Annotated in this window: 14 protein-coding genes and 1 tRNA gene; 8 read left to right on the top strand and 7 right to left on the bottom strand. The window is 44.3% G+C overall.

Going from position 1 to position 15,729, the window contains the following annotated elements:
* Window positions 1–113: 113 nt before the first annotated feature.
* Entirely contained in the window at window positions 114–512 is a 399-nt protein-coding gene (locus tag D8S93_RS12620; protein WP_005393675.1) for an OsmC family protein, read from the bottom strand.
* Window positions 513–715: 203 nt separating this feature from the next.
* On the opposite strand from D8S93_RS12620, the gene msrB reads away from it, so the two are divergent.
* The gene (gene msrB, locus D8S93_RS12625; protein ID WP_152813488.1) at window positions 716–1,858 is read left to right on the top strand and encodes a peptide-methionine (R)-S-oxide reductase MsrB; all 1,143 of its coding nucleotides are present in this window, start codon (window positions 716–718) and stop codon (window positions 1,856–1,858) included.
* A gap of 51 nt (window positions 1,859–1,909) precedes the next feature.
* The gene (locus D8S93_RS12630; RefSeq protein WP_074189751.1) at window positions 1,910–2,056 is read left to right on the top strand and encodes a DUF2256 domain-containing protein; all 147 of its coding nucleotides are present in this window, start codon (window positions 1,910–1,912) and stop codon (window positions 2,054–2,056) included.
* 71 nt (window positions 2,057–2,127) lie between these two features.
* Here D8S93_RS12630 and D8S93_RS12635 read toward each other — a convergent pair whose 3' ends face one another.
* The 3 genes from D8S93_RS12635 to D8S93_RS12645 are packed head-to-tail and all read right to left on the bottom strand — an operon-like array spanning window position 2,128 to window position 5,717.
* Complete coding sequence (locus D8S93_RS12635; protein WP_152813490.1) at window positions 2,128–2,835, bottom strand: SDR family oxidoreductase; 708 nt, start codon at window positions 2,833–2,835, stop codon at window positions 2,128–2,130.
* Complete coding sequence (locus tag D8S93_RS12640; RefSeq protein WP_152813492.1) at window positions 2,835–4,379, bottom strand: cryptochrome/photolyase family protein; 1,545 nt, start codon at window positions 4,377–4,379, stop codon at window positions 2,835–2,837. The genes D8S93_RS12635 and D8S93_RS12640 overlap by 1 nt, the downstream gene beginning before the upstream one ends.
* A gap of 3 nt (window positions 4,380–4,382) precedes the next feature.
* Window positions 4,383–5,717: a DASH family cryptochrome gene (locus tag D8S93_RS12645; protein WP_152813493.1), complete on the bottom strand. Its 1,335-nt coding sequence runs from the start codon at window positions 5,715–5,717 to the stop codon at window positions 4,383–4,385.
* 366 nt (window positions 5,718–6,083) lie between these two features.
* Here D8S93_RS12645 and D8S93_RS12650 point away from each other — a divergent pair, with 366 nt between their 5' ends.
* Window positions 6,084–7,097: a GGDEF domain-containing protein gene (locus tag D8S93_RS12650; protein WP_005393654.1), complete on the top strand. Its 1,014-nt coding sequence runs from the start codon at window positions 6,084–6,086 to the stop codon at window positions 7,095–7,097.
* Between the two features lie 104 nt (window positions 7,098–7,201).
* Here D8S93_RS12650 and D8S93_RS12655 read toward each other — a convergent pair whose 3' ends face one another.
* Window positions 7,202–7,780 (bottom strand): malate synthase, encoded by a 579-nt coding sequence (locus D8S93_RS12655; RefSeq protein WP_005393653.1) that lies wholly within the window; start codon window positions 7,778–7,780, stop codon window positions 7,202–7,204.
* A 176-nt stretch (window positions 7,781–7,956) separates the two neighbouring features.
* Between D8S93_RS12655 and D8S93_RS12660 the strand changes: the two genes are divergently transcribed.
* Window positions 7,957–9,513, top strand: a complete 1,557-nt coding sequence (locus D8S93_RS12660; protein ID WP_152813494.1) for a DUF3612 domain-containing protein — start codon at window positions 7,957–7,959, stop codon at window positions 9,511–9,513.
* Between the two features lie 388 nt (window positions 9,514–9,901).
* Here D8S93_RS12660 and D8S93_RS12665 read toward each other — a convergent pair whose 3' ends face one another.
* Window positions 9,902–11,257: a diguanylate cyclase gene (locus D8S93_RS12665; protein WP_152813497.1), complete on the bottom strand. Its 1,356-nt coding sequence runs from the start codon at window positions 11,255–11,257 to the stop codon at window positions 9,902–9,904.
* Window positions 11,258–11,388: 131 nt separating this feature from the next.
* Between D8S93_RS12665 and D8S93_RS12670 the strand changes: the two genes are divergently transcribed.
* Together D8S93_RS12670 and D8S93_RS12675 are read left to right on the top strand one after the other, a co-directional pair.
* Window positions 11,389–11,994 carry an alpha-ketoglutarate-dependent dioxygenase AlkB family protein gene (locus D8S93_RS12670; RefSeq protein ID WP_048624683.1) on the top strand — a complete coding sequence of 202 codons (606 nt, stop codon included), beginning with the start codon at window positions 11,389–11,391 and terminating at the stop codon, window positions 11,992–11,994.
* Between the two features lie 69 nt (window positions 11,995–12,063).
* Window positions 12,064–13,152: a DUF3541 domain-containing protein gene (locus D8S93_RS12675; RefSeq protein WP_152813499.1), complete on the top strand. Its 1,089-nt coding sequence runs from the start codon at window positions 12,064–12,066 to the stop codon at window positions 13,150–13,152.
* Between the two features lie 54 nt (window positions 13,153–13,206).
* Here D8S93_RS12675 and D8S93_RS12680 read toward each other — a convergent pair whose 3' ends face one another.
* Window positions 13,207–14,415, bottom strand: a complete 1,209-nt coding sequence (locus D8S93_RS12680; RefSeq protein ID WP_005393641.1) for a NupC/NupG family nucleoside CNT transporter — start codon at window positions 14,413–14,415, stop codon at window positions 13,207–13,209.
* Window positions 14,416–14,977: 562 nt separating this feature from the next.
* Here D8S93_RS12680 and D8S93_RS12690 point away from each other — a divergent pair.
* Window positions 14,978–15,061: transfer RNA gene (locus tag D8S93_RS12690), tRNA-Leu, on the top strand.
* Between the two features lie 32 nt (window positions 15,062–15,093).
* On the top strand, window positions 15,094–15,705 hold the full coding sequence (locus D8S93_RS12695) for a DUF2913 family protein (RefSeq protein ID WP_005374167.1): 612 nt from the start codon (window positions 15,094–15,096) through the stop codon (window positions 15,703–15,705).
* The last annotated feature ends 24 nt before the right edge of the window (window positions 15,706–15,729 follow it).

The raw sequence follows: 15,729 nt of genomic DNA on the forward strand, positions 1-15,729 counted from the left end.
CCTGCAATTACTACTTTCAGATTAATCACACGGTACGTGAATTGCGGAATAAAAAAAGAGAAAAGCCTGCACTTTTCTCTTTCCTGTTTTTATATTTTGTGGAGTCTGTCGACTTACACGATTTCCCAGCTGTGGGTCATCTCAACACCTTCACCTAGCATTAAGCAAACCGAGCAGTATTTTTCTAGCGAGTCAGCCGCCACTTTTGCTACGACTTCTGGGTCAAGCTCGTCACCTGAAACTTCAAAGTGGATATTCACTTGCGTAAAGATACGTGGTGCGGTTTCACGACGCTCTGTGGTTAGCTTGGCATTAACTGACAAGACCTTTTGTCCTGCCGTTTTCAAACCGTCGACAACATCGACAGAGCTACAGCCACCAGCGGCCATTAGTACCATTTCCATTGGGCTTGGTGCCGTTGCACCGCCATTGCCATCCATCACTACGGAGTGACCCGACTGAGATTGCCCAAGGAATTTAAAATCTTCTACCCATTTAACTTCTGCTTGCATGATTTACCTCATTTAGCATCGCTCGTTGAAGACATCGTTGCCCTATCAAGCGGTGTATTTCGTGTCGATACTTTAGCTTTCTCGCATAAAAGGGCAACGGAATTTTCAACATTGCTGTAATTTTTTCGCTCGGTTGCCTTTCTCTATACGTAACACTTTTTATTTCAGTCACACTTTCTACGGAAAACAACGTTGAGGTAGCTATGAAGAATATATCTAAGTTATTGGTCGGATTCTCTTTCGCACTTCCTGTCTTGTTTCTACTTTTGAGTAAAGCAGGCACCGCCGATACGATGGATAAGATGAAGACTTCAGATAATGCAGAAATCGCCACACTGGCTGGCGGCTGTTTCTGGTGTACAGAATCTGATTTGGAGCAGTTGACTGGCGTAGTCGATGTTGTATCAGGCTATTCTGGTGGTCATGTTAAAAACCCAACTTATCGCCAAGTTTCATCAGGTAAATCAGGTCACATAGAAGTGATTGAAGTTAAGTACGATCCTAAAGTGGTTAGTTACGAGCAAGTGTTGGACTACTTTTTTCGTCATATCGATCCTACTGACGATAAAGGCTCTTTTGTCGACCGTGGCCCACAGTATCGCCCTGCTATTTTCTATCATAACGCTGAACAAAAGCAGATCGCAGAACAGTTTATAATGGAAATCGACAAGGCGATGATCTATCCAAAACCGTTGAAAACAGAACTGATCGAGTTTGAGAAGTTTTATCCCGCAGAAGAGTATCACCAAGACTACTACAAAAAGAGCAGCTTAAAGTATAAGTATTACCGCTATGCGTCTGGTCGAGATAAATACTTGGATGAAGTATTTGGTGATGATCGTAAAGAGACCCCAAAAACGCTTCGTCAGTTGATCGAAGAAAAAAAGTTGCTATCAAAAGTGAAAGAGTACAGTAAGCCTGCTAAGTCCGAGATCAAATCAAACTTAACGGAGTTGCAATACTACGTAACACAAGAAGAAGGCACCGAACGTCCGTTCGACAACGAATATTGGGACAACAAAGAAGCGGGGATTTACGTTGATATCGTAACTGGTGAGCCGTTGTTTTCTTCTACCGATAAATACAAATCGGGGACGGGTTGGCCAAGTTTCACTAAGCCAATCAACCCAGGTTACATCGTTGAAAAAACCGATTACAAGCTGATTTATCCAAGAACGGAAGTTCGCAGTAAGTTTGGTGATTCTCACCTTGGTCATGTGTTTAAAGACGGTCCGAAGCCAACAGGATTACGCTACTGCATGAACTCTGCGGCAATGAAGTTTGTCCCTATAAGTGAAATGAAAGAGCAGGGGTATGAAGAGTATCTGTATCTCTTTGATAAATAATTCGTACTCATTCAACTTCAAGGGCATACGATGGCGAATGCGGAGTACCAGATGAAAGGTTTTAAAACACAATTACCAACCAAAATCTGCTCTGTTTGCCATCGCCCATTTTCATGGAGAAAGAAATGGGCAAGAAATTGGGACGAAGTCGTTTACTGTTCTGAGCGCTGCCGAAGAAACAAATCAGTCAAAAGTTAGAATCACAAAAACTTTATGCCGCACTGCTAGCCTTATTTTCCAAGGTAACGTGGCTCAGGCCAAGCTGCGCTTCACCAAGGTAACAAGGCACCATCATAAGCCCAAAATGCCCCGCTATCCTGCGGGGTTGCTTTGTCAATCAATCCCCATAAGTCTCGCGCGACACGCTCTGGGCTAAACAGCTTTCCTTCAGGTACATTCGCTTGAAAAGGTGCCGACAAAGCCGTATCTGTTGTGCCTGGGTGAAGAGCGAGTACAGTCCCGTGTTTGACCATTCTCCGCCATTCAATCGACATGGTTTTGAGGAACATATTTAACGCGGCTTTCGATGCACGATAGCTGTACCAACCGCCTAAGTGATTATCACTAATACTGCCAACTTTGGCCGAAATGGTCGCAAACTTGGGGTTGGTACTGCGTTTTAACTTGGGCGTGAAGTATTTCGCCAACAGTAAACTCGGCAAAGTATTAACCATGATGGTTTGCTGAAAAAAGTCTGCGTCGAGCGAGCTAAGATTTTTCTCAGGACCTTTATCTTGGGTGTGCAACATACCAACGCAGTTCACCAACCAATCAACATGTTCAATTTGCTCACTGAACGCTTTCATCTGCTCGTCCTGCGATACATCCACTTGATGCCAAACTACATTTGGGTGTTGCCAGTCTGGTTGATGCTTACGATAAGTGGCATGCACGCGAGCTTGAGGAAAGCGAACTAGCGCTTGTTGAACCATCGCCAAACCAATTCCACCGTTACCACCAACGATCAGTATTTCCATCACAAGTTCTCCACGTTTTCTATGTAATACTCTGCGGTATCGAGTATCGCCTGGCGTTGCTGTTCTTCCATGTTGTCCCAAGAACGGAAAATCATCCCGATTCGTGGGTTGGTTGCGAGGCGCTTGTCGTGCTTGTTCATAAAGCGCCAATACAAGCTGTTAAACGGACACGATCCTTCCCCGCTCCTCGCCTTATTGTCGTAGTGGCAACCCTTACAGTAGTCACTCATTTTGTTGATGTAAGAGCCACTCGCCGCATACGGTTTGGTACCAACAATCCCACCATCTGCAAACAGTGCCATACCGCGCGTATTGGGCATTTCTACCCATTCAATCGCATCAACGTAGATACCGAGATACCATTCATCCACTTGGTCTGGGTCGATCTCGGTTAATAAACAAAAGTTACCGGTTACCATCAAGCGCTGAATGTGGTGCGCATAAGCGTAATCAAGAGACTGGCCAATCGCGTTTCGCATACAGGCCATTTTGGTTTCGCCGTTCCAGAAGAAGTCTGGCAGCTTTCTACTCGCTTCCAGTTCATTCTTTTTCGGGTAATGAGGCATGTTCGCCCAATAAACGCCTCGGATGTACTCTCGCCACCCCAAGATCTGACGAATAAAACCTTCTACCTGAGAAATATCGATGTCGGCATTGGCATGAAATGCCTTAAGTGAAGCGTCAATCACCTCTCTTGGATTCAGCAGCTTGCTGTTCAGCGAGAACGAAATCCGGCTGTGGTACAAGCTCCATTTAGCCTCGTGCTGACCTGTCATGGCGTCTTGAAAACGACCAAACAGTGGCAAACAGACCTGACAAAAATGCGCGAGTAAAGACAAGCTTTGAGAGCGACTTACTGGCCAGAGTAAATCACCATTTAATTTACCTATGGTTTGAATGTTGTGCCGACCTAAGCGCTCGGCAATATCACTGACGTCATGACTAAACATTAATGGCTTTGGCAGCTGTTCAATGTCTTTTGCTTTAAGTTTATTTCGGTTATTGGCGTCGTAGTTCCACTTTCCACCAATAGGCTTACCGTCTTGCATCAAAATGTTGAAACGCTTACGCATACGGCGATAAAAGTGCTCCATCATGATGTGTTTACCTTGGGGAAACTGCGATTCTATTTCCTCAAACGGTAACAAAAAGTGTTCCGAATCGACGCTGCGCATCACGACCCCATCAAGCTTTAGTTTGGCTAACTGCTCTAGTAAACGGTATTCGTCGGGGCGTTGATATTCAAACTTACTTGCACCAACTTCACTCACGTAGTGTTGTAAGACTTGCGCAAGATCCTCGAAAGATAGTGTGTCATCCAACGTGAGGTGTAAAACTTGATGCCCTTCTTCCTGCAGCTCGTTAGCAAAATTCACCATCGCAGAGAAAAAAGCACACACCTTTTGAATGTGATGCGTAACGTAAGTATTTTCTTGTTTTAACTCAGCGACAAGGTAAAGCACCGAGTCGTCTACACGTTGAAACCACGAATGCTCGCTATTAAGTTGGTCACCAAGAATGAGCCGAACCGTCTCGTAATGCATTGGTTATCTCCCGCTCTCTTTTTTTGGCGCAATCGGCCAATCCACCATATCGACACTATCAAGATGTACGCCTACGCATCTCCCCTGCCATTTGTCGATAAATGAGAAATCTGGATCATAAGTTTGTGTCTGCTTTTCTAGATTAAACTGACGTGAGCCACGTGGGTCAGCGCCAACACCAGCCAAATACTGCCAGTTGCCCCAATTAGAGCCGACATCGTAATCAATCAACTGAGTTTCAAAATAAGCAGCACCGTAGCGCCAGTCGAGTCCGAGTTCATGAACCAGACAGCTCGCGACCAGTTGGCGCCCTCGATTAGACATATAACCCGTTTTATTAAGCTGATGCATACATGCGTTAACTATTGGAAAAGGTGTCTCGCCTTTCTTCCACTGCTTAAAGCGTTGCGCATAAAAACTGGTCAGTGGTGGCTGGTTGGCGATACCGCCAAATCGAAACAACTTCTGTTGATACTTTCTCGCGTACCAATAAAAGTATTCCCGCCACAACAACTCGAAATAGATCCAATAGGTTGAATCATTTGCTCCGTTCTTCCGCTCATATTGTTTGAGCATGGCATAAATGATTGTAGGAGAGACGCAACCATGAGCTAACCAAGGTGAAAATTTAGTTGAATACTCCACCCCATCAAGCCCATTGCGCGTCTGTTTATATTCGCTCGCTAAACTTGAAGCAAAATAGCGTCGACAATGTTCAAGACCGCTCAGTTCTCCGCCATCAAATGCTGGTTTGGTGTCAAAGTAATATGTCGTGGCGGTAGGAAAATTCATACCTGAAGGTTCTGGCGGTAAAGCATGAACGCTCTCGTAAGGTTGAGAGAGGTCTAAACCTTCGACCTGCTTTCTAAATTTCGTGAAGGTCGCAGGCAGTTGCCTTAATTCAAATGGCAACTGTTCTTCGCACAACAAAGTGCGGATCTCTTGCTGTTTGATGTTCACATGGGGAGTGCCTTCAATTGCACGCTCTAGAGCCTGTTGCTCATCCGAACCAGCAAACGCATCAGCATAAATATGAGTGATACCGAAATGACTGATGGCATATTTGATCGCTTGATAGGGCGTCAGTTCAACCGTCCATAATCGTTGCCCCAATTTAGCTAAAGATTGATTAAGTTCATTAAGCGATGCCTCGAGAAACTGCAATTTCGCACGCCCTAAAGAGGTCTCCTGCGCAAAATGCTGCAAGTAAGGTGTCACCGAGGGGCGACAATACAAACAAATTAACTCATCCATTTCTGCACAAGCGTCTATCAACAGCGGGTTGTCATGCAAACGCAGGTCATTAGTGAACCAATACAGTCCTATTTTCTTATCCAAGTCGCACCCTCTTTTTGTAAACTCGTTTTTTGTAAACTCGGAGTCCCGCGTTCTTGTTGCAAATAGCCTAAGCGCTAAGTCTTTTATTCCACTCGTTGTTGTACGGGCAATAGGGCTTTACGATCATTAGGTTACTGACAATCTCACTAAACCAATTGGCTGGTCATCTTAGAGCCCTTAACACCAAAACATCGTTTGCACATGTTTCATACTAAGATTTTATAAAATTAAAATTTGGCGATATTGATAACGGTCTTAATCACTCATTTTTTATATAAACCATGCAAAAATGATAAAAATTAAAGCGATATTGGTTAATATCCGTTAATCTAAGTACAATTCCATTTTGCTAGTACCATCGCAGAAATGACCGACGAGTTTAAAAAATCGACCGCTAATTTGAAAAAAGCGGTCCCACTAATGATCAAAAATCATGTTGCTGCCACGCCAGCCAACTATGCGCTTTGGTATACCTACGTTGACAAGACCATTCCTGAACTCAACTTTGAGTTAGATACGGTGTTAGAAAACTACGGTATCTGCCCGCCTGCAACCAATAAACAGCTTTATAACAACTATGTTGCCAGTAAAGCAGAAACTAGCCTTGAAGATCTTAGAACCAATGTAGAAGTTCTGCTGCATGAAGTGTCCAGCTCGATGAGCGATACACTTTCAGATACTTCTTCCTTTTCTGAAATGGTAGACAAAAGTTTTAATAAGCTAGAAAAAGTTGAAGACAACAGCTTAAGTATTGAAGAAGTGATGGTGGTGATTCGTCAACTTGTCGCAGAGTCACACGAAATTCGTCACTCGACAAAGTTTTTGAATAGCCAATTAACTAATGCGAGTGAAGAAATTTCTCGCCTCAAAAATCAGCTGGCTGAAGTACAGCAAGACGCATTGTTTGATGGTCTATCCAACCTTTACAACCGTCGAGCTTTTGATAAAGATCTGTCTTCGCTTATCGCATCAAATCAAGCAATGACCTTGATCATGCTTGATATCGACCATTTCAAGTCATTTAACGACAATTATGGCCACCTTTTCGGCGATACGGTACTAAAAGCCATTGCCCGTCGACTACAACAAAGCTGTCGAGATGGAATATGCGCGTATCGTTTTGGTGGTGAAGAGTTCGCTTTAATTGTGCCCAATAAATCTCTGCGAATTGCTCGCCAATATGCAGACACACTACGCCGCATGATAGAAAAACTGCGCATCAGAGATAAGCGTTCTGGTACACAAGTTCACAGCATTACCGCTTCTTTTGGGGTAGCAGAATATGAGGTGGGTGATACACCTGAAGCTCTGGTCAATAAAGCCGATAAGCAACTTTATGAGGCAAAACAACTCGGTCGTAACCGCGTGATGCCCATTTAAATCAATTTGTTATGTAAGCTTGGTTAATAGGACCGACTTTTTCGAAATAGAATAAAAAACCCGCACTATTGAGTGCGGGGTCTATTTATCTGGCGCTTCACATCTTAATCGACACTGTAGCAGTAGCTTAGAATATAGTCGTCACCGTTTTTCGCAGTGTATTCTTTATCTTCACTGCATGCCATCGGCTTACCTTTTTTGTCGCCTTTGATTAAGCTGATCCAGTGGCGCATCGCCGTCGGCGCATTACCCGTTAGTTCAGGATTAAACGTAGTGCGTGTTTCCAGTTGAATGTCATCAATATCCATCAACTCCACACAACCGGTGCCTTTATGACAGCCAAATAGCACTTCTACGTGGTTACCTGAATCGTCTTTAAACAAGATCGATTTTGGATCTTCTTTCTCACCCGTATACGCCACAAAGTGTTTTGGGCTTTTCAGGCCGCTGTGTGTGCCGTCTTTGAAGTAAGCCAATACATGGCGGTAATCAATTACGTAACTTGATACATCTTGGTGCGACCCGTTCTCTAATGGGAACATGCGGTCTAGTAGTTGCTTCGCTTTTACTTGCTTCTCGCTCTGCTGCTCAGCACTTACCGCTTCGACGGCAAATACAGCTTCAGCGATAAATGGGCGTTGTTGTTGTTGCATCTCTTTTTTATCGAAGTTCAGCATATTCATCGTCATATCCTCGCACTTAAAAAAACTCGTCCTAGAGTAAAAACTTAATTCCTTCGTTTAAGTTTCAGGCAATTCTGTGAAGTTGATGGTTAATTTCCTTGCCTGCTTATTATGTAGACTAGCGAAATATTGACTACAATTTCACAACAAAAATTTTACAATGTGAATTTTACAAAATGTCTGTGTCAAAAAGCCTTATCCGTCAGTCCCATTTTCTAGGTACGAAAATTCGCAACCTAAGGAAAAACAACCATTTAACGATGGAGGATTTATCTGCACGCTGTGTAAGGATCAATCCTGAGTACGCACCGTCGGTATCTTACCTTTCGATGATAGAGCGCGGAAAACGCGTTCCGAGTATTGATATGCTCGAAGTAATCGCGGAAGTTTTTCAAAAAGATCCTACGTGGTTTTTAGATGATGAACCGGAATTAGAGGCCATTACCCCCAACAAAGGGAATCGTGGCGGTATCAACGGTATGGCATTGGAGCCAAGCTTTTTGTTCTCCAATGATATTCTCCAAATCGCGATTCCAGAGATGTTGTCTCAAACGGGTATTACTGGACGTCAATTCGCCCACTTGTTGATCCGTGCGCACCAAGAGAACCATCAAAACCATTTTCCTGATTTAGAACGCGCAGCCGAAGAGGTCGGCTTGAAACGCCTGAATCTATCGGTAGAAGATCTGATAGATATTGCGAAAAGCATGGGGTTGGATATTCGCTGGGTAGACCGAGCACCACAGGATGTGATTGATGAACTGGGCGTCAGCGCCAAACAGTTGATTACGTCTTTTATGGAGCCACCTGGTACCATTTATCTCAATAAACGAATGCGTGACTACCCAACCCGATTGAAATATGACTTGGCGGTATACATCGGTCATCGCGTGCTCCATAGCAGTGATGCAATGAATAACGTTTTGTCTATTGGGCATCAAAACAACTGGGAGCAAATGGACAGCCCAGTTTCCAACTCTGAGCTCAACTCGCAAGATATCCTACAAGCTTGGCGCGATTTTGAGTCCAGCTTTTTTGCTGGTGCCTTGCTTTGCCCCAAAGTACCATTTCGTCAGTTGCTTGACCGTTCCGGTTACGAAATTGATGTTCACAAAAAGGCCGGCGTTTCTCCTTCCGTTGCGATGCGTCGTATGACCGTGGTTTCTCCGTACCCTCATTGGCACTACTTTGATGCCTATGGTCCGGGCAAGTTGAAAGCGGTATATCGTGGAAATGGCATCCCGCTTCCTTGGGGCAATATGCGCAAAGTGAACGATCCTTGCCAACACTGGGCCGTATTTAGACGTCTAGCCCAACCTTTGGATACCAGTTCAGCGCAAATTTCGATTTTGAATGTGGGCGACGAGCCACGTATTTACTGTTGTGAATCAGTCAACGTATTTGACCCTGCGGGGAACAACCGAGTGTTGTGCGCGGGGATAGATTTAAACCCTGCGATTTCTGCACAAGGTGGTGATGCGGTTTCTATTGCGGAAGAGCTGAAGTCACTTTGTGTCGCTTCCGGCGGAAGTAGTGTCATTCCTCCCCACATCAAAAAAGACTTAACAACCATCGCTAAGATATTAAACATCAATTGGATAGAACGAGGTATTCAAACCCAAGCTAGGCTAATCTGCTCAAGAGGGGCCGTTTGCCCAAGGCAGCCTAGTTGTTACAGTAAGTGCGGAGAAGCCGATGAGACAGTTGACGACGTGAATATTATTGGTCTCTAGAAAGAAAAAACGCCAATCACAATAATCGTGATTGGCGGTATATACTTGTGAACAATGTGTATTCACTAACAACGTCAGTTGGCTAGGTGACCCTCGGCTTAATAAGGGTCACTCTAAATAAAGCACGATGCGTGCCAACTTTAAAAAGGCCGTTTTTTAATAGATCCAGATGCATATCGTTGCTTTATTAACCATAAGTTTCGCAAACTGCATTTGCAAAATGCAACAACATACAAATACGCCACTTTATGCATTGCTAATAATGACTCTCTCAGCAAAGAGTCTATTGACATGTAAAGTCATATATTCTTATACCCAAATGATGGTGAGATTTCGGATTCTTAACCTTACCACTGCTCCAAAGCCCTGATTGAAACTGGGCTCAGGTTCATCCGCCATGTTTTTGTTGATACATTCTCTCATCGGCTATTTTCATCATTTGCTCTGGAGATGATATGTCCGGATCAAATATCGCGTACCCAATGCTGGTTCTCAGGTAAATGAGCGCTTCATCGTAAATCACGGGCGTCGAACATAAAGCTAACCTGAGCTTTTGTAGCAGAGACTGAACATTTTCTTCCGTCCCAGGGTTATGAACGACAACTAAAAACTCATCACCTCCCATTCGGGCCACTATATCTGATTTACGCAGAGAGCTTCTCACTCTTTCAGCCGTAGCGACTAAGACCTTGTCGCCTGCGTCATGACCATAGGTATCGTTAATATGTTTAAACCTATCCAGATCTATATTGATTAAGGCGAAGCTGTAACGCTTTTTGTAACGTTTCGCTATTTCAAACTGCTGCTTGTAAAACTTCATAAAATAGCGACGGTTTGGTAAGTGTGTCAGTTCATCATGCAGTGCTCTATCATCCGCAATGGTGTACAAGCGATAAATCGCAATAAGCGCGAAGCTCAGTGCAAAAACAATGGGATAACCGATGAGCCTTGCTAAATAAAGCTGATGCCAAGGAATTTGATGGTCGAGTTTGTCTCCGGAGAAAACCACCATACTCCACCCACCATAAGGAAAATGAACCATTTCTTTCGCGTATGGCGTTTTGGTTTCACTCAGCGCGCCAAAGAAAACGTCACCAAAAGCACCGCCACTGTCGTAACCACGAATCATCAAAGGATAGCGATAAGAGAAATCGATCACGCCAGTTTCTCGCATCAGAGCATCAAAATTAATCACCGCACTGATCACCCCCCAATAATCCTGGTTCAACGGTGGATCAAGAAAAACCGGAACCCGCACGATCAAGCCTTTGCCGCCTTGAATCAAGTTGACAGGTCCTGCTATGAATATTTCTTGTATATCCTTGGCTTTTTGCACCTGCACCCACTGCTGTGGCACCGTTCGGTAATCGAGGCCAATTAAACGCTCATTACCTTGGCGGGGAAATATATGACTGATAACATCATTCTTCGCGATGCCAATGATCGTAATATGTTTGCTTTTGTTCAGAATGCGGTGAGCCGCAATATTCAATTCGTCTTCTTGGTTTTTAGGCAGTAAAGTAATGAGTGTCGCCAAGGTACTGGCTTTATAGATATCCGCCATAAGTACCGCTTCCAAATTGGAACGGAGGGTGGAAAGTTGTTCTTTGGCCTCAACTTGAACTCGCTCTTGGTGAAGCTCTTGCTGATTTCGATGCAACAGCTCAATAACCCCAACGCATAAAGCGAAAAAACAGAGGAAGAACAATGCAAAATAGCATCGCTTTCTGGGTAAATAACGCATTTTCTCCCCACAACTCGTATATCGTTACGAGATTTTTATTTATTGTTAAAATTCTTGTTACCACAAGAATAACCAATCCCAATCAGAAAGGTAACAGTGATTAAAATTTTTTATGTTTTAGGTATGAGATGATGCATCAACAAGGCGATTTATTTGGCGGTACTCAGTGGCAAGAAGTAGAAAGGGGTAAACTCTATTACGATCCTTATTTTCTTAGCCATCTAGAAGCGGATCACTACTTTGACCAACTTCTGGAAACACTGCCATGGCATCAAGAACGCATTACCATGTTCGGCAAGTCAGTACTTCAACCTCGCTTACAAGCGTGGCACGGTGATGCAGCATATACTTACTCAGGCTTAACCATGCAGCCTCACCCTTGGACTCCTGAGTTAACTCAGCTCAAAGTGCGCTGCGAGTCGATTGCGGATGTAGCCTTCAACTCTGTACTTGCCAACCTATACCGACACGGCCAAGATTCGATGGGCTGGCACCAAGACAATGAACCAGAGCTAGGTAGAAATCCGGTTATCGCCTCTTTGAATTTAGGTGAAACACGTCGATTTTTGCTCAGAAATTTACATTGTAAAACTGAGATTGAATATGAGCTTTCTCACGGCTCCTTACTGGTTATGGCTGGCGAGCTCCAACATCACTGGAAACACTGTGTACCAAAAACCGCGAAAACCAAAGGTGAACGTATCAATCTGACTTTTCGACAGATTTTTAACTATTGACTCAGCTTTTACATTCTTAATTAATATTGATGGTAGGTTTAGATTCAGGACTTCATAGGGAATGGATTTATGCGCATCAAACCTCTTAGCTTAGCGGTCTTACTCTCTTGCTCACTTACCTTTGCTGTTCAGGCATCACAGGAAGAGATACCGCTCCTAGATAATGCTCAATCAGCACAGTTGATTCGTAATACCTACGAGCAGGAACTGTTCACTTTACCTGCGTTTAAAGAGGGGCACTTTGGCTTACGCATGTACCGCCAGACGTTAGATGAGAAATATCACGCTGCCGTTTGGACCGACATGGCACAAGTAGCTAGCCGATTAAACCGATTTGCTAATGAAGTCTTTGAACCTGAAGATATTATTCTTTATTCATCACAAAGATTGACCGCGTATCAAGAGAAAGAAAGTGAGCGAGGGCAACGACGCTATACCGTCACAAAACACCATCCTGAATATCTTTATCTTGGCGTGGATTTGCTTGGCGCAATGGCAAGAGCAAACGAATATGGTCTGAAACATAAGCAAGACAAAACGCTGAGAAAGATCCTGAGGCGCTACGATTTCTCGCGTTACGTTACGGACAAAGAAATGATAGAGGCGTGGGCAGCTCAGCTCGCAAACCAAGTCTACTGGCTTCGCCAGCTTGGTGAGCAAGATGTGGTCGAGGAATTTACTCAAACCTTTCGCAATACCTACCCCGACGATAAAGATAAGATGCTGTCAGCTCAGCAGTATTGGAACAAGCTCTATGGTATGACGCACATCATCTTTGCCGATTCACAGTATTATCAGGAGCGAGTAAGCGAAAAGAAACACCAATGGATTTATGATTACTTTCGCAACAACATCGACACTATCCTACTGCGCGCCAAAGAAGACGTGATTGCAGAAGTCGGCATTTCGTTTTTGTTAGCAGGCTTGGATCACGATCCGGTCGTCGAGAAAACCCGCCAAGCCATTCGTCAAGCAATTAACGCTGAAAAAGGGATGATTCCATCGGTCGATGGGAGTTTTGAGCTCAAGTACGGCGAACACCGTAACGTGCTAGCCATCATGCTGCTCGATTGGAAAGGGGTACATAAAGCGCCAACTTATCAAGAGCACCCTGACGCTTTTAAATCAATACCCTACGGCTTAATACCTAAGCCTTAGAAATAATAAAACCCGCCATTTAGGCGGGTTTTTAGTGTGCATCTTCAATCTAAATTAGAGCGAGATGAAAATGCCCGCTAAACACGCACTCATCAGGTTAGCGAGTGTGCCAGCAGCAACCGCTTTTAGGCCTAAACTTGCTACATCTTTGCGGCGCTCAGGTGCCATCACGCCGATAGAACCCAGCTGAATCGCAATTGAGCCAATGTTTGCAAAGCCACACAACGCAAAAGTGATGATGACTTGAGTATGCTCAGACAGCGTCGCTTTGTGCTGTACAAAATCGATAAACGCGACGAATTCGTTCATCACAACTTTCTGACCAATGTATGAACCCGCAGCAAGGATTTCGTGGCTTGGCACACCAATCAACCACGCTAGAGGTGCAAACAAGTAACCAAAAATCGCTTGTAGCGTCACACCAGAGAAACCAAGTATGTCACCTAAGTTTTCTAGTCCCGTGTTCACCATCGCGATAACACTAACAAAAGCGATAAGCATGGTACCAACAGCAACGGCCACTTTCATACCGCCCATAGCACCGCTTGCTAGCGCATCAATAACGTTGCTTTCTTCTGATTTATCTAGCTCAATATCGTTGTAATCGCTTGGCGTTTGGCGTTCAGGAACAATGATTTTTGCCATCATCAAACTACCTGGAGCTGCCATAAAGCTTGCCGCAATCAAGTATTTTAGGTCGACACCCAAACCGGCATAACCACCAAGCACACTGCCCGCCACTGAAGCCATACCACCAGCCATCACAGCAAATAGTTCAGAGCGAGTCATGTTCGAAAGAAATGGACGAATAAGAAGTGGGGACTCGCCTTGAGATAAGAAAATGTTACCTGTTGCAACCAGAGACTCTGCTTTGCTGGTGCCCAAGAACTTCTGGATAGCACCGCCAATAAATTGAATCACTTTTTGCATAATGCCCAAGTAGTAAAGGGCGGAGATAAGAGCACTGAAGAAGATGATGATAGGAAGGACACGAATAGCGAAGATAAAGCCAGAAGAAGCGAGGTCACCAAAGAGGAATTTAATCCCCTCATCAGCAAAGCTGAGTAGCCCCGCGACACCATTACTTAAACTCGCCAGCGCCGCCTGACCTAACGGGAAATAAAGCACTAAGGCGGCAAATCCCATTTGTAGCATCAAGGCGCGAGATACGGTTTTCCAATTAATGGAAGAACGGCCCTCAGAAAGTAGGAAAGCACAACCTAGCAGTGCAACAATACCAAATAGACTAAATAGAACACTCATGAGCTGGACCTACTGAACGTTGAAAAAGAAAAAAGAGCCAAAGGAATTGGCAGAAGAAAGGGACAACGCAGCGAGTGATAACTCGCCTTCAGATCCAGAATGTAGACAGAACGAATAGTTCGACATCTTATTTTTACCTTATACAAGCAATTGAACGTAGCTGGTCCGGTCCGTGGGGTCATTCACTGCTGGCGAGCGTATTGCTTGGCCTGCTCCATGTGACGGCTTGTATGGGTAAGGGTCCTGAACAACTAAACCCTAATTCCCGCTTAAACGGGACGCAAGTATAGCCAACAAAAAGAGATATTCATCACATTTATTTACGCAAACGTTCAAGCGTTCAAAATTTAGGCAAAAACGTTCTTTTGTCGTCATACTGTTAATAAAAGTAAGGGTATAAGGACAGACTTTGATGGTAAAAAACGCAAAAGTGACCAATAAATACGCAATCAAACTCGAAAGATCCAAAATTCGTCATTTTGCTCTCGCCAACAGATGGATTTTGGTTATACAATTCGCGGTGCTTCTTTTCGAGGCCTCTGAGTATTCAGAGCATCATGATGCCGAGATGGTGAAATTGGTAGACACGCTAGCATGAGGTGCTAGTGCCTTTGGTGTGAGGGTTCGAGTCCCTCTCTCGGCACCATTATCCTTCTTCCCTAATTTTGTTCGAGTGTAATGCAAAGTTCTAAGCAGGCAAGACAGTCTACAGATGCTAACCAACTTCTGAGTGAGCTTGCGGTTCACGCTTTATTGCACCTGCACTTTAAAATTCACGCGTCCTCACATGGCCTCTCCCTTAAAGAGCGTAACGACTTACTGCAGAAATGGCTGAAGCCAAAACTGAAGAGTAATCGCTATAAGCTGATTAAAAAGCCGTTAAAGTCTTTGACTCAGCAGGCAAAAGGCGAGAACGGAAATCTGGAAGCGTTACTCGAACGTTGCGTGGGTGCAGATAAACCAAGTAACCCTCAACCTGATCTAGATAGCTACTTGCTGTTGATTAACGAGATTGAGAAGAAGTTGGGGACTACCGTATTATTATCTCGACCGGAAGACGTCGACTTATCTCACGACCAACACGGCTGTTTGCTATGTGTGCTTTCTGAGAACTTAAATCAGCATTTCGATGATAATAACGCCCTAATCGCTCCTATTTCGATGCTGTTCCGTGGACCAATGAGTCAACGCTCACTTTTCCTTGGCAGCATTTACGCCAGTGGTACCTTCAATTATGAAGTGCAGTACCAGGACGATCAGTTCGTTCGCATTACATTAGAGTTGGCGTAACTGTAACGCTAAGAAACAAATCGA

Origin of the sequence: Vibrio sp. VGrn 2 (genome assembly GCF_009361695.1) — a bacterium.
GTDB lineage: Bacteria > Pseudomonadota > Gammaproteobacteria > Enterobacterales > Vibrionaceae > Vibrio > Vibrio diabolicus.

Excerpts from the sequence above, each read along its gene's own strand:
- D8S93_RS12695 (WP_005374167.1), top strand. The coding sequence starts at position 15,094 with ATGCAAAGTTCTAAGCAGGCAAGACAGTCTACAGATGCTAACCAACTT.
- D8S93_RS12635 (WP_152813490.1), bottom strand. The coding sequence starts at position 2,835 with ATGGAAATACTGATCGTTGGTGGTAACGGTGGAATTGGTTTGGCGATG.
- D8S93_RS12655 (WP_005393653.1), bottom strand. The coding sequence starts at position 7,780 with ATGAATATGCTGAACTTCGATAAAAAAGAGATGCAACAACAACAACGC.
- D8S93_RS12660 (WP_152813494.1), top strand. The coding sequence starts at position 7,957 with ATGTCTGTGTCAAAAAGCCTTATCCGTCAGTCCCATTTTCTAGGTACG.
- D8S93_RS12680 (WP_005393641.1), bottom strand. The coding sequence starts at position 14,415 with ATGAGTGTTCTATTTAGTCTATTTGGTATTGTTGCACTGCTAGGTTGT.
- D8S93_RS12675 (WP_152813499.1), top strand. The coding sequence starts at position 12,064 with ATGCGCATCAAACCTCTTAGCTTAGCGGTCTTACTCTCTTGCTCACTT.
- D8S93_RS12670 (WP_048624683.1), top strand. The coding sequence starts at position 11,389 with ATGCATCAACAAGGCGATTTATTTGGCGGTACTCAGTGGCAAGAAGTA.
- D8S93_RS12650 (WP_005393654.1), top strand. The coding sequence starts at position 6,084 with ATGACCGACGAGTTTAAAAAATCGACCGCTAATTTGAAAAAAGCGGTC.
- D8S93_RS12630 (WP_074189751.1), top strand. The coding sequence starts at position 1,910 with ATGAAAGGTTTTAAAACACAATTACCAACCAAAATCTGCTCTGTTTGC.
- D8S93_RS12640 (WP_152813492.1), bottom strand. The coding sequence starts at position 4,379 with ATGCATTACGAGACGGTTCGGCTCATTCTTGGTGACCAACTTAATAGC.
- msrB (WP_152813488.1), top strand. The coding sequence starts at position 716 with ATGAAGAATATATCTAAGTTATTGGTCGGATTCTCTTTCGCACTTCCT.
- D8S93_RS12620 (WP_005393675.1), bottom strand. The coding sequence starts at position 512 with ATGCAAGCAGAAGTTAAATGGGTAGAAGATTTTAAATTCCTTGGGCAA.
- D8S93_RS12665 (WP_152813497.1), bottom strand. The coding sequence starts at position 11,257 with ATGCGTTATTTACCCAGAAAGCGATGCTATTTTGCATTGTTCTTCCTC.